The following is a 20,646-nucleotide window of genomic DNA, read 5'->3' on the forward strand; positions in this document are numbered from 1 at the left end:
GCGTCAGTTCTTTCCGTCGGACCCCTCGGCCTCCCCGGAGCCGTCTCCTTCGACACCCTCACGCGGGGCGTCCTCCTCGTCCTCCAGGTCGGCGGCGGGTGAGAGCGGCCCCAGCGAGGCCCAGGTGACACAGGTCGTCTCGGCGTCGGTGAACAGGGCGAAGGTCGTGTCCCGCGCCTCGATGGGCACGTACACGTATCCGCCGTCGGGGGCGGCGGGCAGGTCCGCCCGGACCTCCTCGTCCCCGACCAGCACGCCCACCTCGGAGTCCTCCTCGGACGTGTAGCCGATCGTGGCCACCTGGTCGATGCCGCCGAACTCCCACACCGACCACGACATCAGACCGTCCCAGCCGTCCATGCAGTCCGAATCCTCGGCCGGGACGAACGCGTTGACGCGGGAGGTGGGGGCGGCCTCCACCAGAAGGCCCTCGTCGTCGAACACGTAGGCCTCGGTGGCGGGTTCCGGCGCGTACATGCGCTCGGCCACGGCGTCGTCGGCCAGTGGGGCCAGCACGTACGAACTGAGTCTGCGCTGCCCGTTCCACTCCAGGACGACATCGGTCGGCACCGCCCTGCTGTAGAGGCCGGCGTCGTCGGGGACCTCGGCCAGGGAGGCCCGCGCGTTGGCCAGGTAGGTCCGCAACCGTTCTCCGTTGAGGGTCTGCGCGTAGGCGTGGGTGGAGTAGGCCGCCGAACCGGCGTAGACCAGGGTGACCACGAGCGCGGCCGCCCCCGCGACTCGACCGACCCGGACCCGGCCCGTTCCTCGACGCCGGTCGTGCCCCTCCCCCGCGTTGCCGACGTGCTCCCGGGCCCTCTCCTCCTTCACCGGAAGGAAGGCCAAGGCCAGGACCAGGGCGAACACCAGAGCCGCGTCGGCGACGTAACGGGGGTCGGCCCCGACCTCGCCGTACATGTGGCCCCGGGCGATCACCGTGGGCACCACGTCCACGAACACCAGGTGTCCGGCCAGCAGGGCCCAGGCACGCCAGGCCCGTCTGCGCAGGAGAAGGGAGGCCACCACGATCGCGACGAACACGATCCAGGCGCCGATCAGCACCGGGCCCAGAGGATCGACCAGCCCTCCGGTGGGGGTGATCGGCCGCCACACGTAGGGGCCGCCGAGCGCCCCGGTGGGGAACACCTCGACGACCATGCGCCGTATCAGGCCCGACGCGGCCTCCCAGACCGGTACCGAAGCGCCTTCGGAACCGTCGCCCGCCCTCTGTCGCAGCAGGTAGAGCGCCAGATACCCCAGGGAGAGGGCGGCCATCCCGAGCCAGTAACGCCGATCCAGCCAGAACGCGTACCGTGCCGACCGCGCGAGCCCGCCCGGATACAGGAAGGCCACCGCGAACGCGAACAGCAGCGGTGGAAGGAACAGGGCCTTGACCGAGAAGAGCATCCCGAAGACGACGGCGCCGGCCGCCCACCAGGCGTACATCGTGACGCCGGTGCGCAGGTGGCGCACGGTCCACAGCAGGGCGAGGACGATCGCGAGCTGGAACGGGACCGCGTTGAGGGCCGCGGCCCACCACCCCAGGACCGGGATGGTCAGCGGTGCCGACGCGTACACGGTGAGCGGGATCAGCAGGGCCCACCGGCGGCCGAACAGCTCCCACAGCAGCCGGAGGAACGCGAGGATCGCGACGGTCTGGAGGACCAGCATCGTCCCCGCGGCCGTCCCCCAGTGATAGGGCAGGAAGGCGTTCTGGAGGTAGACCAGGAACATGGCCCCCGGCATGAAGTGGCCCTTGTGCAGGTCCAGCAGGTACTCGGGGGTCAGCCCGCCGGTGTTCGCCGCGGCGAAGAAGAGGTAGTCGTCCTCCACGAAGGAGGAGGCGGAGAGCACGTACGCCTTGAGCGCCACGGCCACGGCCACGATCGCCAGGGCCGTGAGAAGGAGCCGGTCGTTCCTCGACCGCCACAGCGAGGCGAGCATCTCGCGCGGGGAGGCTCCGGCGGGGCCACCCCGATCCTCCGGGCCCTCGACCGCTCCGCGTACCCTGGTGCCTCCGTCCTCCTCGGACGGCGGCGCCTCCACGGCCCCATCGTCCTGCGGCCCACGCGCCGAGGGGGAGTCAGGCGACATCGGTCCTCTCTTCCCACCATAGGTTGGCCAACCCGGAAAATGGGTGCCAGAATACAACACGTTCCACTTTTCCTTGTGGCCGTTATCGCAGGTCGTATTGGCCTGCCCCTCCAGAACAGGAACAAGCTTCAAAAGAAGCTGTCCGCTGGGCGGCCACCCGCACCGTGGGGGTGATGTCGGTGGGGCTCGAACAGGTCCGCCGCGACTGGACCCGACTCGGTTCCACCGAGCCGCTGTGGGCGGTCTGCGTGGATCCGGACAAGCGTGACGGCGGGTGGGACGACGAGGAGTTCCTCGCCTCCGGCCGCGCCGACATCGATCCGGCGATCGCACGACTGGACGAATTGGGCCTGGCCCCCGAACGCGGTCGCGTACTGGACTTCGGCTGCGGCGCCGGTCGACTCTCCAACGCCCTCGCCGCCCACTTCGATCGGGTGGTGGGCGTGGACATCTCCGCGCCGATGCTCGACGAGGCCCGACGGCTGGACCGTTCCCAGGGCCGGATCGACTTCCGACTGAACGAGCGCCCGGACCTGTCCGCGTTCGAGGACGACTCCTTCGACCTCGTCTACACCGACCTGGTCCTCCAGCACCTTCCCCCCGACCTGGCCGAGGGCTACCTGCGCGAGTTCGCCCGGGTGGTGCGCCCCGGCGGCGCCATGGTCCTGGGCGTGCCCGAGAGCGAACGCCGGACCTTCAAGGGGATGGTGTTCCGTTACGTGCCCTGGCCCCTGGTGGCCTTGGCCCAGCGGGTGATCCTGCGCTATCCGGCGCCCATGCGCATGCACACCCTGCGCACCAAGCGTCTGGCCGAGCTCCTCCCCGACGCCCGGATCGTCGCCTCCGACGAATACTGGGGCGGGGACCACTGGCGCCACCTGCGGCACTACGTCGAGGTCGGGGGTCGGGTGTGACCTCGCCCCACCCCGACTGGACCGTCCCCTTCCGCGCCACCCTCGGCCGCTCCGTGAGACTGTTCACCGCCTTTCGCAAGGAGCAGAGCGACCCCGCCTTCTTCTACGGCCTGCTCGCCCGCGACACCGTCGCACAACTGCGCTCCTACACCCCCCTCGACGGAAGACTCGTGGTGGACGTGGGCGGTGGCCCCGGCTACTTCGCCGACGCCCTGCGCTCCGAGGGCGCCCGCTGTCTGTGCGTGGACGCCGACGCGCACGAGATGACCCTGCACGGGCGGGAGGCCGATACCAACGCCGTCCAGGGCAGCGCTCTGGACCTCCCCCTGCGCACGGGGAGCGTGGACGTGTGCTTCTCGTCCAACGTTCTGGAGCACGTGCCGGACCGGTCCCGGATGGCCGACGAGATGGTGCGGGTGACCCGCCCCGGAGGCCTCGTGTACCTGTCGTACACGCTGTGGCTCTCCCCTTGGGGCGGCCACGAGACCTCTCCCTGGCACTACCTGGGCGGTTCGTACGCGGCCGAGCGGTTCGCGCGCAAGAACGGCCGTCGACCCAAGAACGACTTCGGCCGCACGATGTACGCGGCCTACGCCAAGGAGACGCTGCGCTGGCTGCGCGGCCGCGACGACGTGGACGTGGTGGACCTGCGTCCGCGCTATCTGCCCACCTGGACAAGGCCCATCGTGCACGTGCCTCTCCTGCGCGAGATCGTCACCTGGAACCTCCTCCTGGTCCTGCGCAAGCGCTGAACGTCCCCCATCGGGATGAACCACCGATTGTTCACGATTCGTTGGAAACGACCGCACGGGGATGCTGTAGCCTCCCCTCGTTCCCCAGCCCCATGGAGCCCTCCATGTACGACGAAGTCGGTGTGAACCCGATACAGGCGATGTCCAAGGCCGAACAGGCCGAGGCGCTGTCCGAGGCCATGCTCCTCCTCGGCACCGACCTGGAGGAGATCGCCTCCACCCTCGTCTCCGCCGTGTCCGAACACGTGAGCCCCGCCGTGTCCGACTACGAGGCCGACACCCTCGAACACATCGACCGGGTCTCCCGGAACGGGATGACCCTGGCACAAGAGGTGCAGGGGGCGGTGTCGACGGTCGTCACGACCGACGCCGAGAGCGCCGAGCTCTACCAGGGGAGCATGAACGCCCTCGACATCCGGATCAACTTCTGACCCCCCGTCCCCCCGACCCGCACCGGCCTCCGGAGACATCACGGACCATGACCAGCATCTCCGACCTCTCCCTGGGACTGCCCTCCGACATCCAGGCCGACGTCGCCTCGATCAACGAAGGAGCCGACGGCCTCGACCGGCTCTGCCGGACCATGCTCGGCGACTCCGAAACGGTCGACGCCGGTTTCCGTGCCAGCGCGGGCGAGTTCACCGACCTCATCGCCTGGGACATCGTCACGGCCGCCTCCACCGAACTGATGGCCTGGGAGGAGGCGGCGAAGTCGTTGACCTACGGCGCCGCCACGCTCCGGCTCTGGGCCGGGGACATCAAGGACTACCGGCTGGCTCGGGCCGGGCTCGAACGGCGCTGGGAAGAGGCCGTGTCCAACGCCGAGGCCGCCGTGAGCCGGATCGGCTCACGCCCCGACATGCACGGTTCCCTGACCTCCGGCGCCTTCGAGACGGCCAAGGTCGAGGAGTTGGAGGCGCTGCGCGCCGATCTCCTCTCCGAGCACACCAAGCACTGGGACACCCTGATGGACCAGGCCGACCAGACCAAGAAGGATCTGCGCGACGGCCCCGGACAATCGACGTTGGAGCGTCTCCTGGGTGCCGGTCTTCTCACCGGTGCCCAGCTGAGCCGGTTCTCCGACACCGTTCCCGGCATGGTCCCCGACCTCCCGTCCGAGGGCGAGTCCCCCGCCGTCGTCGGCCTGTGGTGGTCCTCCATGACCGAGGACGAGCAGCGGCAGGCGCTGAAGGAGCACGGCGAACTCCTGCGCGCCCTCGACGGGATCCCCGTGACCGTGCGCGACGAGCTCAACCGCGGTTTCCTCCAAGAGGAGATCTCCCGCTTGGAGGAGGAGGTCGCCGAGGCGGAGGAGTGGCGCGACGCCGCCATGGGCCCCTGGCCCACCGGCGGCGCCTGGGGCACCTACCACGCGATGAAGGGGCTGGAGGACGTCCAGGGGGAGCTCGACACCCTGACCACCCTGCGTTCCAGGCTGGAGGACCCGAACGCCGATCGCTACCTGCTCTCGTTGGACACCGAGGGACGCGGACGCGCCATCGTGTCGAGCGGCAACCCCGACACCGCCGACGGCGTCGCCACCCTGGTCCCCGGTACCACGACCACCTGGCAGAGCGTCAACGGTCTGATCGGCCGGTCCGACGCCCTCCTCGAATCGGCCACCGACGCCGATGAGGACGGCGAGCACGCCGTCGTCACCTGGGTCGGCTACGACGCCCCCAACTTCGTCGAAGCGGCCTTCTCGGGCCGTGCCGAGGGCGCGGTCGACGAGCTGAGCGGCTTCCAGGAAGGGTTGCGGGTCACCCACCAGAACACGTCGCCATCGCACAACACCGTCATCGGGCACAGTTACGGCTCCACCGTGGTGGGGCACACCGCGCAAGGGGACGATGGACTCGACGCCGACGACATCGTCCTCGTGGGAAGCCCCGGCTCCAACGCCGACCACGTGAGCGAGCTGGGCTTCGCGCCCGACGACGTGCACACCTCGACCGCGGAGAACGACGGGATCAGCATGGTCACCGGCTTCACCCACGGCCCGGACCCGACCGCGCCCGGGTTCGGCGCGACGGTGTTCGATTCGGACCCCGGCAGCGAAGGGGGATCATGGCCTCTGGGAGACGCCCACTCCGAGTACTTCGACCGGAACAGCGCCTCCCTGGAGTACATGGGCGAGGTCATCGCGGGGCAGAGGTAGTCACAGCGTGAACGGAACCATCCACCGGATCGCGGCCCTCGTGGTCGCCTCGATGTTGAGCGGCTGCGGTATCGGTACCGCCGGAGAGACGGACATGAACGAGACCATCACACAGGACCGGGCCGCCGAGAAGGTCCGGGAGCACATCGAGCGGACCCTCACCGCGCTCCCCGACGAGGCGGAGCTGGAGACCCGACGGGGCACCCTCTTCGCCTCCTGCGACGACGCCACCGACGGAGGACCCGGCGACCGCGTCACGGTCAGTGAGACCTTCTGGATCAGGGGTCTCCCGGTCGAGGACAACGAGGCCGGCATCGAGCGGATGTACGAGTACTGGACCGCCAACGGCTACCGGGTGCTCAGGGACGAGCGCCCGGACTCGCTGTCGCTGACGGTCGAGCACGAGGAGGACTCGTTCCGGGTCGGCGTCCGGACCAGCGACAAGGGAAGCCTCTCCATCAGCGCAAGCTCGCCCTGCGTCTGGCCCGAGGGGACCCCCGGGGGCTGAGGCGCCGGTCAGCCCGGGGTCAGCCCGATCTCGTCGATCCTGCGCCCATCGGCGGCGATGACCGTGGCGGTCCACCCGCCCAGGTCCACCCGCTCCCCCGGGCCCTCCGGGATGTGCCCGAGCGCGGCCAGGACCATCCCGGCGACCGTGACGTAGGAACCCCGCGGACGGTCGGTCGGTTCCACCCCCAGTCCCGGCAGATCGTGCACGGGAAAGCCTCCGGGGACCAGGAGCGTCCCTCCGACCGACCGCACCGCCCCCGTCGGTTCGGGGTCGGTCTCGTCGTTGATGTCCCCGACCAGCTCCTCCAGCAGGTCCTCCAGGGAAACGATGCCGACGACCTCCCCGGTCTCGCCGACCACCATCGCCAACTGGCGGCGTCCCTCGGTCATCCTCCGCAGGGCCGTGGACAACGACAGCGTGTCGGGCAACAGCGGCACGTCCCGGGCCAGGTCCGCGATGTCCCCCTCCCGACCGATCAGGTCCGACCAGTGCACCACTCCGACCACGTCGTCCATGTCTCCGTGGCGGACCACCGGAGCCCGCGAGTGGCCGAGTTCGGCGAGCGCCTCCAGCGCGTCCTCGGCCCGGGTCCCCGCGGACAGGGCGTCGACGTCCCTGCGCGGCACCAGCACCTCGCGCAGGCGGCGTTCGCGGATCTCGAAGGCGCCGACCAGGATCCGCCGCTGTTCGGGGGTGATGTGCTGATGCGAGACGATCATGTCGCGCAGTTCCTCGTCCGAGACGCCCTCCCCGCCGGCCTTGGGGTCTCCGCCGAACAGGCGCACGACCAGGTCCGTGGTGACCCCGAGCAGCCACACCACCGGCCGGGTCAGCGTGGCGAGCAGGTCCAGGGGGCGGGCCACCGCCAGAGCCCAGCGCTCGGCCCGCTGCATGGCGATCCGTTTGGGGGCGAGTTCCCCCAGCACCAGGGTGATGAAGGACAGGACGATGGTGACCAGCACGATCGCCACCGGTGAGGCGTAACGTCCGAGGAATCCGAGCGGTTCGACCAGGGGCCGGGCCAGGGAGACGGCCGCCGTCGCCGAGGCCAGGAACCCGGCGAGGGTGATGCCGATCTGGATCGTGGCGAGGAAACGGTTGGGGTCCCGCGCCAGCCGGGCCACGGCCCGCCCGCCCGGACCGCGTTCCTCCAGCCTCCGGATCTGCCCCTCTCTCAGGGTGACCAGCGCGATCTCGCTCCCCGCGAACAGCGCGTTCACCACGACCAGGACCAACACGAGACCGAGTTGGGTCCCGTAGCCCTCCATGGGCGCCCCCGTGGTCAGGTTGTACCGCCGTTCGTTTCATTCCCTCCCATCACTCTGGTCACACGTGCCCCGCCCGGGGCTTCGGCACGACCCCGCCTTCCCCCCGGTCGAGGAGGGAGAGGGCCCTGCGCGGGGAACGGGCGTGGCGGCGCATGCCGGCGAACGGGCACTCGTCCCGTTCCAGGTCGATGGAGAACTCCTGGGAGGAGGAGATCCTCTCCAGCTCCTCCCAGGTGATCGGGGTGGCCACCGGGGCTCCGGGCCGGGCTCGGACCGCGTACGGTGCCACCGCGAGCTGTCCGGGACCGTTGCGGAGGTAGTCGACGAACATACGGCCGTGGCGGGCCGCCTTGCGCACCCGGGTGGTCCACTCCTCCGGTGCCCTGGCGGCGACGCGGTCGGCGACCGCCTTGGCCAGTCTCCGGACCTCCATGTCGTCCACCTCCGGGCGCAGGGGCGAGTGGACGTGCAGACCTCGGGAGCCGGTGGTCATCACGTAGGCGGCCAGTCCGAGTTCGGACAGCACCTCGCGCACGACCCGGGCCGCCTCACGACATCCGGCGAAGGCCTCTCGGCCCGAACCGACCGGGTCGAGGTCGAGAACCATACGGTCGGGGAGTCCCAGACGAGGGGTACGGGAGGACCATGTGTGCAGGGTGATCGCGGCCTGATCGGCGCACCACACCAGGGCGGCGGCCTCCTGGCATTCCATCATCCGTCCGGAAGAGGTCCACACCGTGCGGATCCAGCGGGGGTGCGAGGGGTGTTGCACGAGGAATCCGGAGCCGTCCAGCCCTTCCGGGAAGCGTTCGAGCACGACCGGGCGCCCCTTGACCAGGGGCAGCATGAGCGGAGCGATCCTGGCGTAGTAGTCGGCGAGGTCCTCCTTGGTGGCCCCGTCCTCCCCGAAGAGGGGCTTGTCCGCGTGCCGGATCTCCACCTTGCGGCGTCCCGCTCGCACCGTCGTCCGCATCGCCCCCGCCTCCTGTCGGATCGTCGTGCGCCGGATCTACCCGACCCCCACCCCCGAAAACCACACAGAATATTTCATATAGGGCAAATCACATGCGAGTTCCCGGAACAGCGCCACCGAAGCCGCCCATGAGAAAGCCGACGCCCGGCCGGGTCTCCCCCGGCCGGGCGTCGGCTTGGATCCGCGAAGCGCTCGTCCTACTTGCGCTTGTTGATCTCCTCGGTGAGCTGCGGAGCGACCGTGTGCAGGTCTCCCACGACGCCGAAGTCGGCGAGCTCGAAGATCGGGGCCTCGGGGTCCTTGTTGACCGCGATGATGTTCTTCGAGGTCTGCATGCCCGCCCGGTGCTGGATCGCGCCGGAGATGCCCAGGGCGATGTACAGGTTCGGGCTGACCGTCTTACCGGTCTGGCCGACCTGGAACTGGTTCGGGTACCAGCCCGAGTCGACGACGGCGCGGGAGGCGCCGACGGCGGCACCCAGCGAGTCGGCCAGGTTCTCGACGACGCTGAAGTCGTCGGAACCCACGCCGCGGCCACCGGAGACCACGATGGCGGCCTCGGTCAGCTCGGGACGCTCGCCCTTGGCCTGGACGACGCGCTCGACGACCTTGGCGGTCTTGGCGGCGTCGGAGATGTCGACCGAGACGGCCTCCTCGGCGGCGGCGCCGGCGGCGGCCTCCGGGGTGACGGAGTTCGGACGGACCGCGATGACCGGCACACCGGTCTTGACGCGGGCGTGGGTGACGGTGGCGCCACCGAAGATGCTGTGCTCGGTGACCAGCTCGGCGTTGACGTCGACGACGTCGGTGAGCACACCGGAGCCCAGCTTCACGGCGGTACGACCGGCGATCTCCTTGTTCTCGGCGGTGGCCGAGACCAGGATCGCGGCGGCGCCCTTGTCCTGGGCGAGCTTGGCGAGCAGCTCGGCCTTCGGAGCGACGACGTAGTCGTTCACCTCGGCGGGAGCCACGTAGACCTTCTCGGCGCCGAACTCGGCCAGGGTGGCCTTGCCCGACTCCACACCGTCGCCGATCCAGACCGCGACGGGCTCGCCGACGCGGCGAGCGGCGGTCAGCAGCTCGGTGGTGACCTTCTTGACCTGTCCGTCGACGTGGTCGACGAGGACGAGGACCTCAGCCATAATCCTTGAACCTTCCTGAGTCTCTCGTCTACCTACACGAACTTCTTGTCGGCGAGGAAGTCGGCGGCCTTGACGCCGCCGTCGCCCTCGTCCTTGACGATCGTGCCCGCGGCGCGCGGCGGCGCGGCGGCGAAGTCGACGGTCTCGGTGGTGGCGTTGGCCAGGCCGACCTTGCCGGTGTCGATGCCCGCGTCGGCCGCGGACTTCTTGTCGACCGGCTTCTTCTTCGCCTGCATGATCAGCTTGAAGGACGGGTAACGGGGCTCGTTGATCTTCTCCACGACGGAGACGACCGCGGGCAGTCGAGCCTCGACCACGTCGTAGCCGTAGTCGGTCTGACGCTGGATCTTGATGGCGTCGCCGTCGATGTCGACCTTGCCGGCCAGCGTGAGCTGGGGCAGGCCGAGGTACTCGGCGAGCGCGGCACCGATGACACCGGTGCGGGCGTCGGTGGACTCCGAACCGAGCACGACCAGGTCGAACTCGATGGTGCCCAGGGCCTGCGCGAGGGCGTAGGCGCTCTGGATGGCGTCGGAGCCGTGCAGCGCGTCGTCGTTGACGAAGACGGCCTTGTCGGCGCCCATGGACAGGGCCTTGCGGATCGAGTCCGTGGCCTGGTCCGGCCCCATCGTCAGGATGGTGACCTCGCCGCCGTGCTTCTCCTTGAGGAGGAGCGCCTCTTCGATGGCGTATTCGTCGAGCTCGTTGATGACACCGTCGGACGCCGCGCGGTCCAACGTCTTGTCATCGGCGTTGAGCTTCCGTTCGGTCGCCGTGTCCGGGACCTGCTTGACCAAAACGACAATATTCATGGCCGGTGGCCGACCTCCCTGCACTCCCATGTCCGCCGTCTGGCGGGCGGGCGCTGGCGCGCCCCGTGACTGCCAACAATGCCGAATGCCGATCGGTCATCCGACGGCGGGTCCCGCTGTTCACGTTCACAGCCGGTCCCGCTCATGTGCTCATACACCATATGTTACTGGCTAGTAGCTTGCAGGCCAACCCGTGGCCCGGGTTCGACTCGGAAAACCCGGAATCCCTCCCCGCGGCCCTCACTCGGAACACGTCGGAACGACGCCCGCCGGTGACGATGACGCCCGGGGAACGGTGACCGCTCCCCACTCTATTGACCGCTCCCCCGTCCGGGGGCGAGGGGGACGCCCCGCTCCCCTCCCCGAACACGGGAACGCCCCTCCTCCTGTGGGAGAAGGGGCGTTCGAAGCGAGAGGGTCGCCTCTATCCGAACCAGTCGGCCGGGCCGGTGAGCGGCCCCATGGTCCAGATCGGGGCCGAACCCAGGCCGATCGACAGGATCAGCATGGTGAGCAGGACGATGGCGACGACCACACCGATGTACAGGTACAGGTTGTGGAAACGCACCCGTTCCACCAGCCAGACCGCCTGGTGACGGGCCTCGCGCCCGCTCGGCATGATGTAGCTGAGCAGGATCATCACGAAGACCGCGAAGGCGCCCGTGTAGTTGGCCCCGTCGTTGCCGGTCTCCAACATCGTGGAGTAGACCAGCCCGACCAGGATGCCCGCCACCAGATAGATCAGCCCGAAGCCGACGGTGCGCAGTGTCATACGACCGAACGCCCAGGGGAAGCTGAGCGCCACCACCATGCCGTCGGAGTTGCGGCGACCACGCGTCTGGAGACGTCGCGCGTGCTCGGCCTTGACCACGTCCAACGCGCTCAGGCCGGAGATGAGGACGACGCCCAGGAAGATGCCGAACCAGGGGAACCACAGGGCCGTCCCGGCCAGCGAGAGCATGATCGGGATGAGGACCAGCGGATGCATCCGCCAGGTCTCGTCGTAGTACTCGTCCTCGTCCTCGTCGTATTCGTCGCCCTCGCGGTCACCGCGGAAGTAGTCGCCGACGCGGTCGCCGCCCCCACGGCGGAAACGGCCCAGCAGGCCGCCCCGCTCCCGGTACTCCTCCTCGTCGAACTCCTGGGTCGTCTCACGCCGCCCCTCGGCCCCCACGGGCGTCAGGATGTCCTGGAAGGCCTTCGGGTCCAGCGGCGAGTTGAAGAACCGGGTCTGAGGGGCACCGTCGGGGTCCTCGTCCTGGACCCGGGCGTGCCGGGAGATCTCGTCCTGGCCCATCATCATGGTGCCCTGGGGGTCCTCCCGAGGGGCCAGGGCGGACGGGTCGATCCGCTGCGTGCCCTGGACGTCGTCCCGGACCGGATCGATCCGCTGGGTGCCCTGGGTGTCGTACCCCTGAGCGCCCGTGCCCGGGACGATCCGTTCGGTCCCGGCCCCGGACAGGTCGTCGGTGGCCTCGTCGTCCCACCCGGACGAGTGGGCGTGATGCGTCCGGTCGTCTCCGGAGGAACGGGCGCCGCTCAGGTCGTCGGTGGCCTCCGGGTCCTCGCTCCATCCGTTGGAACGGGCCGCGCCGAGGTCGTCGGTGGCCTCGAGGTCGCTCTCCCGGCCCCCGGGGCGCTCGTTGGAGGGCGTGGACCACGCGCTGTCGGTCGTTCCGGGGGCGCTCCTGGTGTGCGCGCTCCCCCAGCCCTCTCCGGCGCCCCCGCCCAGCAGGTGCCCGGCGGCCGCGCCGCCCATGGCGCCGCCGAGGATCGCTCCTCCCACGCCGCCGTGTCCGGAGCCGTGGCCCCCGGTGTCGGGCACGCCCGGAGCGGGACTGTGCACGGTGTGGCCGCCGGTCTGGTCCGGCAGCCCGCGCTGCGGTTCGCTCCACGGCAGGTCGAGGTTGAGGCGGCCGGTCTCGGTCACGAGTTCGGCCGCGGTGGGCCGGGCGCTCATGTCCCGGGAGACCGCGCGGTTGACGAGGGGGCGCAGCGCCTCGTGCATCCCGTCCATGTCGATCTCGCCGTTGAGGATCCGGAAGAAGATCACCTCGAACGAACCGGCGCCGTAGGGCGGACGGCCGGTGGAGGCGAAGGCCACGGTGCCGCCCCAGGCGTGCACGTCGGTGGCCGGACCCAGGTCCGTCCCCTCGATGACCTCGGGCGACAGGTAGCTGGGGGTGCCGACGAACGTGCCGGTCTGGGTCAGCTTGGCCCCGTCGACGGCGTGGGCGATACCGAAGTCGATGACGATCGGTTCGCCGTTGGAGATGATCACGTTGCCGGGCTTGAGGTCACGGTGGATGACGTCCACCGCGTGGATGTCCTTGATGGCCCTGGCCATACCGGTGACGAAACGGGTCAGAGCGCGCCCGCGGAGGGGGCCGTGGTCGGTGACCGTGGCGTCCAGCGTGGGCCCGGGGATGTACTCGGTGACCACCCACGGCAGTTCCGCCTGGGTGTCCGCGTCGATGACCTCGGCCACGTTGGGGCTCTGTACACGACGCATCGTCTCGACCTCGCGGGCGAGCCGGGCGCGTGCGATGTGGTCTCCGGCGACCTCGGGCTTGAGGACCTTCACCGCCACGAACCGGTCGGTGTGGGGATCCTCGGCCTGGTACACCACTCCCATGCCGCCGGCGCCGATGCGACGGCGGATCACGTAGTGACCGATGCGCTCCGGCAGCTCCTCACCCGTGGGGAAACCTGCCGACATTGCCATCGAGAACTCATCCCCTCAAAAGACCACATACCGCCACGCCCAGTTTATCGGCCGGGGGGATGGGTCAAGCTTGGCTTGTGCGGCCCCGCCCAGGGGCCCGTGTGGTCCGCGGATCCCACCCGGGATCGGGCGCGGAACGCGCCCCGGGGCTCCGGGCGAACCGTCCGTCCTGTGACGACCACTGACGAGTATGACGGAAAAACCGGGTGAGCGGTTCCCCCGTTCCCTTCCCGTATGGCCGGATCCGGTCTTCCACCCCAGGTCCCACCAGGACACTCAACGCGACAAAAAGTAAAAGCAACGACAAGTCACTACAAAAACCTGGGAAGAGAGCGGGGCGGGCGGCGAGGCGAACGCCCGACACCACCCGCCCCGCCCCACAGCGATACCCGTCCCAGGGGCCGGGAACGCCCGAGGTCAGCGCCCTTCGAAGGTCGCCTTGCCCGGTCCCTGCTCGATAAAGCTGCGCATGCCCGCCTTCTGGTCCTCGGTCGCGAAGAGGCCCGAGAACTGGAGTCGCTCGATCTCCAGGCCGGTGTCCAGGTCGGTCTCCAACCCGCGGTCGATGGCCTCCTTGGCCGCGGCCAGGGCCACCGCGGGGCCGTCCGCGTAACGGGCGACCAGCTCCACGGCGGCCGAGTAGACCTCGTCGTCCTCGACGACCCGGTCGGCCAGGCCGATCTCCAGTGCCTCCTCCGCCTTCACGTGACGCCCGGTGAACACCAGGTCCTTGGCCTTGGCCGGACCGATCAGACGCGGCAGACGCTGGGTCCCGCCCGCACCCGGGATGACGCCCAGCAGGATCTCGGGCTGTCCGAGCCTGGCCTTGGCCCCCACGACCCGGAAGTCGGCGCACAGCGCCAGCTCGCATCCACCGCCCAGCGCGTACCCGCTGATGGCGGCGACCACCGGCTTGGGGATCCGGGCCACCGCGGTCAGAGCGTTCTGTAGGGCGCGCGAGTACTCCAGCATCTTCGCGTGGGTGAGCTCGGCCATCTCCTTGATGTCGGCCCCGGCCACGAAGGCCCGCTCACCGCCGTAGAGCACGACGGCGCGCACGGAGTCGTCCGACGACACCCGCGCGGCCGCCTCGGCGATCTCCTCGGTGACCCGACCGTTCAACGCGTTCAGCGCCTTGGGTCGATCGATCCGGATGACGGCCACCGCGGGGTTGTCCGGGTCGACCTCCACGCGAACGAACTCGCCCACGTTCTCCACCTCTTCACTTCGGCGTCAGTGTCGGTTGCCACCTAACCACTCGGGTCAGGAGAAGAGCAGCACCAGGGTGCCCAAGCGCGCGGAGAGGGCGTACGCGCCGATCAGGAGCGCCCCGGTCCCCACCAGCAGAAGGGTGTCCGCCCTCCTCCAGTGACTGATCCGGGCGTGGGTGCGCGGCCCCGTGCCGAAGGCCCGCGCGTCCATCGCGGTGGCCAACAGCGTCCCGGTCCTGATCGAGCGGACCAGCAAAGCGAAGAGTCGACCGAAGAACAGCCGCACCACGTTGAACGGGTTGTACCCGGCCTCCAGACCGCGCGCCCGGCGGGCCAGGGTGATGGTCCGCCACTGGTCGGCCAGGAGCGGGATCAGGCGCAGCGCGGCGAGGACGCCCATGGCGGGGCGCTCGGGCACCTTGAGCCGTTGCACGAGCCCGTCCGACATCTCCGTGGGGTCGCTGGTGATCGCGGCCAACAGTCCGGGAAGCGCGATGGCCAGCAGGCGCACCGCGGCGCCGACGGCCCCTTCCAGCCCCTGTTCGCCGTACAGGTAGTTGACCGTCCCGCTGCTGAGGCCCATCAGCAGAAAGGGCCCGCCCAGGAGCATCAGGGTCCTACGGTCCACACCGCTGAAGGGGACCGTCAGCAGGACCACGAACAGGACCAGGCCTCCGGTGACGGCGTCCACAGCGGGGATCAGGCCGATGGCGATCGCCAGGGCCGCCAGCAGTTTCGCGGCCGGGTTGAGCCCGGTCATCCAGTAGCGGGCCCCGCCCTCGGCGGGAACGTCGAGGGTGAGGGTGTCCCCTCCCATCGTCTCCGCGGTACGGGTGCCGGATCGGGCGGTGCTCACACGTCCTCCTTCGACGAGACGGTGGCTCGACCGTCGGCGACCCCGATACGGGAGTCCACCAGATGTTCCAGGAGCAGCCGGTCGTGGGTGGCCATGACGATGGCCCGCCCCTCCGACCTCAGGGAGCCCAGCAGCTCCACCAGCTCCGTCCAGGTACGGGTGTCCTGCCCGAAGGTGGGTTCGTCCAGGACGAGGACGTCGGGGGCGTGCGAGGGCCCGGAACTGAGCGCGGTGGCCACCGAGAGCCGCCGTTTCTCTCCTCCGGAGAGCGTGTACGGGTGGACGTCGGCCAGCCGGGTCAGGCGCAGTCTCTCCATGAGTTCGCCCACCCAGGCCTCGATCTCGACCTCGCCCATCCCCGCGCGCGAGGGCGCGAAACGCAGCTCGTCCAGCACGGTGGAGGTGACGAACTGGTCCTCCGCGTGTTGGAAGACCGTTCCCACGTGTCGGGCCAGACGTCGGGCCGGCCACTTCACCAGGGGGCGTCGGTCGGCCTCGGCCAATGGCCCGCGAGGCTCGACGCTCCCCCGGTAGGGACCGGAGAGCCCGGCCAGCAGGGTGAGGAGGGTCGACTTTCCCGCTCCGTTGGGTCCGGTCAGGGCGGTCGCCGTCCCGGCCTCGGGGGCGACGCGCACCCCCTCCAGGACCGTGCGGCGAGGGCCGACGCGGACCCCCACCTGGAAGGGGGTCCGCGCCGTCACGTCCACGGCCTCGATCAACGGTGCCCCTCCCGGGGCCGCCGTGAGCGAGGGGGCGGGTTCGTTCCCGGGGATCCACACGCCCTGGGCGGCCAGGGAACGCCCGTGTTCGGCGAAGATCTCGGCGGGGGCGCCGTCTGCGATCACCCCGCCGCCCGGTTCCACCACCACGACCCGGTCGACCAGGTCCACGACCTCGGCGACCCGGTGTTCGACCAGGACGAGGGTGGCCTCGGTCTCGGCCAGTAGACGGGCGAGCAGGGACCGGACCAGCTCGGCCCCGGCCGGGTCGAGGTTGGCGGTGGGCTCGTCCAGCAGCAGCAGGCGAGGGCGCATGGCCAGCGCTCCGGCGATCACCAGTCGCTGCTTCTCTCCGCCGGACAGGGCACCGGTGGAATGCCGCAGACCGTAGGGGAAGCCCACGTCCGCCAGGGCCCCCTCCACCCGGGGCCGGATCGCCTCTCGTTCGATACCGAGGTTCTCCAGACCGAACGCGACGTCGTCTCCGGCCCGGGCCATCACGAGCTGGGTCTCGGGGTCCTGGGCGACCAGGCCGACCCGACCCCTACCGCGGGCGGCGGGCTCTCCGTCCACACGGAGCAGGCCCTCCTCCTCGCCGCTGATGGCGCTGTCGGGGCCGGTGAGCCCGGCCAGGGAGTGGAGCAGGGTGCTCTTGCCCGCGCCGGAGGCGCCCAGCAGCAGGATCCGCTCCCCGGGTTCGACGACCAGGTCCACGCCGCGCAGGGCGTGGGTGTCGCGGCCCGCGTGCCGCCATCCCCAACCGGAGAGCTCCACACGCGCGCCGCCCACGTTCCTCGCTCCCATGGGTCAGCCCTTGGCCGAGGGGAAGGGGGCCAGGGCGCCGGCGCGCGCCAGGGCGGTGGTGAGGAGCCTGGCTCCCACACCCGCGATGAGGGCGGCGCTGATCACCACGATCACCCCGTAGGTGATCTGGTAGTGGAGCGGCCAGGTGACGTTGTAGGCGATGTTGTCCCGGATGGCCGGGGACAGGCCCGCGAACGCCGCGGCGAGCACGGCCACGCCCATGTTCCAACGCCGGTAGGCGAACGCCAGGAAGACCAGTTCGGGCAGCAGCCCCTGGAGGGTGCCGTCGAGGATGACCGCGAGCCCCCACTGGGTCCCCAGGACCGCGGAGACCGAGGCCGCCGCGATCGAGGTGAGCACGGCGGCGCCGGGCTTGCGGACGATCAGACCACCGAGCACGCCGGAGATCAGCCACATGCCGTAGACGACGGCCTGACCGGGCGGGAAGAACACGAACAGCGGCGTCGTGATCGACCAGACGATGTTCCACAGCCAGAAGACGACACCGACCGCCACACCGATCACGGCGGCGACGACGATGTCGACGGTGCGCCAGCTCTTGAGGCCGGCCCGTACCTCTTGGAGGAATCCGGCACGCGCGACCTCGCGGCCATCGGTCGTGCCGGTCCTGTCTTCGGTACTCATTACCCGAGGGTTCCCTTCGTCGGAGCGACGGAGGGGAATGCGGCCAAGAGCGCCATCACGCGTTCTCACGCGCACGATGGCGGGTTCTCACGACTTCCTTCGCCGGCATGATCCGGATCAGGTGTCTAAGGGTCTGCGGCCCGGTGCCGCACTCTCAGCGCTTCCGCGCTCCCCTGTCGGTTCGGCTCCATTATGCGCCATGAGGCAAATATCGGAGCTCTTGACCCTCCATACCCCTTTCACCACGACATATAGGCCTCTGTCCACCTCGGGACCATGGACCGCGCGCGAGCGGGCCCGGTGGTCAGGTGCCGGCCCCCTCTCCGGTGTCGGAGCCCTCGGTGCCACCGGAACCTTCGGTGCCTTCGGTGCCCCCGGTACCTTCGGTGCCGCCCGTGCCTCCGGTACCGTCCGAGCCCTCGGTACCGCCCGTGCCGCCGGTGCCGTCCGAACCTTCGGCGCCCCCGGTCCCTTCGGAGTCCGCGGAACCCTCGGTGCTCTCCGTGCTCTCCGTGCTCTCCGTACCTTCGGAGTCCGCGGAGCCGGCGGCGTCCTCGGGGCCGTCCGCTCCGCCCTCGTCATCGGAGTCGTCGTCCTTCTCCCGTCCAGGCGGCTCCGCCGTCGGGTCCCCGAAGGAACCGGGAGAACCGGCGAAGCTCTCGGAGGGCAGCCCCTCCGTCGCCCCGCGCATGGACTCCTGCCAGATCGGTCCGGGCAGGGTCCCTCCGTAGACGACGCCGAAGTACTGTCCGCCGATGGTCACCCCGCGCAGCGGGTTCTGCTCACCACCGCGCACGTCGCCGACGACGACCGCGGAGGCCAGGTTCGGGGTGTGCCCGGCGAACCAGGCGTAGGCGGATCCGTCGGTGGTACCGGTCTTGCCCGCCGCGGGCCGCCCGATGTCCAGGCCCTTGGCCGTACCTCCGTCGAAGGTCTGTTGGAGCAGGTGGTTGACCCCGTCGGCGGCCTGTTGCTTCACCACCCGCTCACAGTCGGAGTCGGCGGTGACCCGCTCCTCCGTGCCGTCCTCGGTCAGAGAGCGCACCGGCCGCGGCTCACAACGGATGCCGCGGGCCGCGAAGGTCGCGTAGGAGTTGGCGACGGTCAGCGGGGACACCTCCTGATCCCCGAGGGTGAAGGAGCTCCACACTCCGAGATCCTCACCATCGGCGCGGTGCACGCCGGCCTTCACCGCCATCTCGGAGGTCTCGCACAGACCGACCTTCTCCTGCAACTGGGCGAAGTAGGTGTTCACCGAGCCCTTGGTCGCGCTGATCATGTTGTGTTCGCCGTCGTCGCTCTCGCCGGCGTTGCTCACGCTCCACGACGACATCCGGTCGCCGCCGCAGTCGGTCATCCCACCGACGGACATGCTCTTGGGCGAGTTGAACCTGGTCCCGTACCCCATCCCCTGTTCCAGGGCCGCCGCCAGGGTGAAGGTCTTGAAGGTCGATCCCGCCTGATAGCCGCCGGAGCCGCCCTCGTCCCGATCCACGGCGAGGTTGATCGAGGTGGTTCCGGAGGCGTCGTCGTCGAACCCGTAGCGCAGGTTCTGGACCAGGCCCCGGATCCGACCGGTTCCGGGTTCGACCAGCGCCTGGGCGGCGAACTTGGTGGAGTCCTCATGCGGGACCCGCTTGTCCACGGCGTCCTGGGCCGCGTCCTGGGCCGCGCGATCCATCGTGGTGCGCACGGTGAGACCGCCCTGGGCGATGCGCTGCTCCCGCTCGGCGGCGGTCTTCCCCAGCATCTCCGAGTCGGCCAGCCAGCGCATGACGTAGTCGCAGAAGAACGGGTAGTCGCTCTCCATGCAACTGCCGCCCCTGGGGGTGTGATCGATGCCCAGGTCCTCGGCCTTGTGGGCGGCGGCCTCCTCCGCTTCCAGGTGACCGGTGTCGACCATGCGGTCCAGAACCAGGTCGCGACGTTCCTTCGCCCCCTCGGGGTTGTTGAGGGGGTCGTAGAACGAGGGCCCCCGGACCAGGCCGACCAGCATCGCCGCCTGACCGGCGTCCAGATTCTCCGCCGAGATCGAGAAGTAGCGTTGGGCCGCGACCTCGATGCCGTGCGCGCCGGCCCCGAAGTAGGCCAGGTTGAGGTAGCCCTCCAGGATCTCGTCCTTGGTGTACCGGTCCTCGATGTCGATGGCGTAGCGCAGCTCGGTCAGTTTGCGGCCGAGGGTCCGTTCGCTGGCGCCGTCGACGTCCCCCTCCGAATCGGCGGTCTCGATGAGGAGGTTCTTGACGTACTGCTGGGTGATGGTGGAGCCGCCCTGCATGTCTCCCTGGGCCGTACGCAGCGCGGCCCGCAGGACGCCCTTCATGTCGAGCCCGTTGTGCTCATAGAAACGGTCGTCCTCGACCGCCATGAGGGCCGAGGGGACCCAGGGGCTGATCGCGTCGAGGGAGACCACGTCCCGTTCGCGTTCGGAGACCTCGGCGAAGGGCTCCCCGGCGTCGTCGGTGAGCAGGACGCCCGACGACAGGTTCGGGACCTCCAGGTGCCCGGGGAGGGCCATGAAGCCCGCGGCGGTGTCCCTGGCCACCAGGCCCGCGCTTCCCGCCCAGGGCAGCACGAGGACGGCACAGAGCAGACCCGCGACGGCGCCCAGACCCGACAGTCGCAGATACGCGTCGCGTCGTTCCCGAGTCGCGTCCTTCTCGAACTCCGCGATCCTCTCCTGGAACAGGGCGCGGGCCCGCTCGACCCTCTCCTGGAACAGAGCGCGGGCCCGCTCGATGAACCCACCGCCCCCGTCGACCTCCGTCACGTCGCCCCCTAGAGCCGTGTGCCGCCCCTCCGCCTCGCGACGGTGGGCATCGCGTCGACCACCCTCGCAGGAAGGGCCTCAAGGGAACTCCGTTAAATCGGGTGTGTCACTGAAAAGCTTCCTCAATACCTTGTAAACCACACAGAGCAACAGAAGATTACACAGAGTAGACACATTGGACATGATCGAGTGTCCGGAATAGACCCTCGACCACTCGGGGCGCATTAGATGAGCCCTACCCAGTTCACTCCCACCGGCAACCAGCGGGACAGATCTTCGGACTTTTCATGAT

General features: G+C 69.8%; 16 protein-coding genes and 1 riboswitch. Of the genes, 5 read left to right on the plus strand and 11 right to left on the minus strand.

Features of this window, described 5'->3' with window-relative positions; translation table 11 throughout:
- Positions 1–3: 3 nt before the first annotated feature.
- On the minus strand, positions 4–2,094 hold the full coding sequence (locus tag TR33_RS09360) for a hypothetical protein (RefSeq protein ID WP_234305804.1): 2,091 nt from the start codon (positions 2,092–2,094) through the stop codon (positions 4–6).
- A gap of 173 nt (positions 2,095–2,267) precedes the next feature.
- Between TR33_RS09360 and TR33_RS09365 the strand changes: the two genes are divergently transcribed.
- From TR33_RS09365 to TR33_RS09385, 5 genes are all read left to right on the plus strand, one after another.
- A complete protein-coding gene (locus TR33_RS09365) occupies positions 2,268–3,008 on the plus strand; it encodes a class I SAM-dependent methyltransferase (RefSeq protein ID WP_193789616.1) in 741 nt (246 codons plus the stop codon).
- On the plus strand, positions 3,005–3,760 hold the full coding sequence (locus TR33_RS09370) for a class I SAM-dependent methyltransferase (RefSeq protein WP_017535536.1): 756 nt from the start codon (positions 3,005–3,007) through the stop codon (positions 3,758–3,760). Before TR33_RS09365 ends, TR33_RS09370 begins: the two co-directional genes overlap by 4 nt.
- Positions 3,761–3,864: 104 nt before the next feature.
- Positions 3,865–4,191, plus strand: coding sequence for a hypothetical protein (locus TR33_RS09375; RefSeq protein WP_014909406.1), 327 nt, complete (start codon positions 3,865–3,867; stop codon positions 4,189–4,191).
- A gap of 47 nt (positions 4,192–4,238) precedes the next feature.
- A complete protein-coding gene (locus TR33_RS09380) occupies positions 4,239–5,918 on the plus strand; it encodes an alpha/beta hydrolase (RefSeq protein WP_042282751.1) in 1,680 nt (559 codons plus the stop codon).
- 7 nt (positions 5,919–5,925) lie between these two features.
- On the plus strand, positions 5,926–6,426 hold the full coding sequence (locus tag TR33_RS09385) for a hypothetical protein (protein ID WP_014909017.1): 501 nt from the start codon (positions 5,926–5,928) through the stop codon (positions 6,424–6,426).
- An 8-nt stretch (positions 6,427–6,434) separates the two neighbouring features.
- On the opposite strand, the gene TR33_RS09390 is transcribed toward TR33_RS09385, so the two are convergent.
- From TR33_RS09390 to TR33_RS09435, 10 genes are all read right to left on the minus strand, one after another.
- Complete coding sequence (locus TR33_RS09390) at positions 6,435–7,697, minus strand: hemolysin family protein (RefSeq protein ID WP_014912493.1); 1,263 nt, start codon at positions 7,695–7,697, stop codon at positions 6,435–6,437.
- Positions 7,698–7,755: 58 nt separating this feature from the next.
- The gene (gene ligD, locus TR33_RS09395) at positions 7,756–8,670 is read right to left on the minus strand and encodes a non-homologous end-joining DNA ligase (protein WP_017535534.1); all 915 of its coding nucleotides are present in this window, start codon (positions 8,668–8,670) and stop codon (positions 7,756–7,758) included.
- Between the two features lie 197 nt (positions 8,671–8,867).
- Entirely contained in the window at positions 8,868–9,812 is a 945-nt protein-coding gene (locus TR33_RS09400; protein ID WP_014910905.1) for an electron transfer flavoprotein subunit alpha/FixB family protein, read from the minus strand.
- A 32-nt stretch (positions 9,813–9,844) separates the two neighbouring features.
- Complete coding sequence (locus tag TR33_RS09405; RefSeq protein WP_014908698.1) at positions 9,845–10,624, minus strand: electron transfer flavoprotein subunit beta/FixA family protein; 780 nt, start codon at positions 10,622–10,624, stop codon at positions 9,845–9,847.
- Between the two features lie 424 nt (positions 10,625–11,048).
- Complete coding sequence (locus TR33_RS09410; protein WP_234305805.1) at positions 11,049–13,349, minus strand: protein kinase domain-containing protein; 2,301 nt, start codon at positions 13,347–13,349, stop codon at positions 11,049–11,051.
- 417 nt (positions 13,350–13,766) lie between these two features.
- The gene (locus tag TR33_RS09415) at positions 13,767–14,567 is read right to left on the minus strand and encodes an enoyl-CoA hydratase/isomerase family protein (RefSeq protein ID WP_017535533.1); all 801 of its coding nucleotides are present in this window, start codon (positions 14,565–14,567) and stop codon (positions 13,767–13,769) included.
- Positions 14,568–14,612: 45 nt separating this feature from the next.
- Positions 14,613–15,377, minus strand: a complete 765-nt coding sequence (locus TR33_RS09420) for an energy-coupling factor transporter transmembrane component T family protein (RefSeq protein ID WP_026125174.1) — start codon at positions 15,375–15,377, stop codon at positions 14,613–14,615.
- A 35-nt stretch (positions 15,378–15,412) separates the two neighbouring features.
- Positions 15,413–16,939 (minus strand): ABC transporter ATP-binding protein, encoded by a 1,527-nt coding sequence (locus TR33_RS09425; protein WP_042282753.1) that lies wholly within the window; start codon positions 16,937–16,939, stop codon positions 15,413–15,415.
- 3 nt (positions 16,940–16,942) lie between these two features.
- Positions 16,943–17,584 carry an ECF transporter S component gene (locus TR33_RS09430; protein ID WP_017535530.1) on the minus strand — a complete coding sequence of 214 codons (642 nt, stop codon included), beginning with the start codon at positions 17,582–17,584 and terminating at the stop codon, positions 16,943–16,945.
- 77 nt (positions 17,585–17,661) lie between these two features.
- Positions 17,662–17,769, minus strand: a riboswitch (TPP riboswitch).
- A gap of 119 nt (positions 17,770–17,888) precedes the next feature.
- Positions 17,889–20,354 (minus strand): transglycosylase domain-containing protein, encoded by a 2,466-nt coding sequence (locus tag TR33_RS09435; protein ID WP_042282756.1) that lies wholly within the window; start codon positions 20,352–20,354, stop codon positions 17,889–17,891.
- Positions 20,355–20,646 lie beyond the last annotated feature (292 nt).

Source organism: Nocardiopsis alba, assembly GCF_000710955.1.
In the GTDB taxonomy this organism is placed as follows: Bacteria; Actinomycetota; Actinomycetes; order Streptosporangiales; family Streptosporangiaceae; genus Nocardiopsis; species Nocardiopsis alba.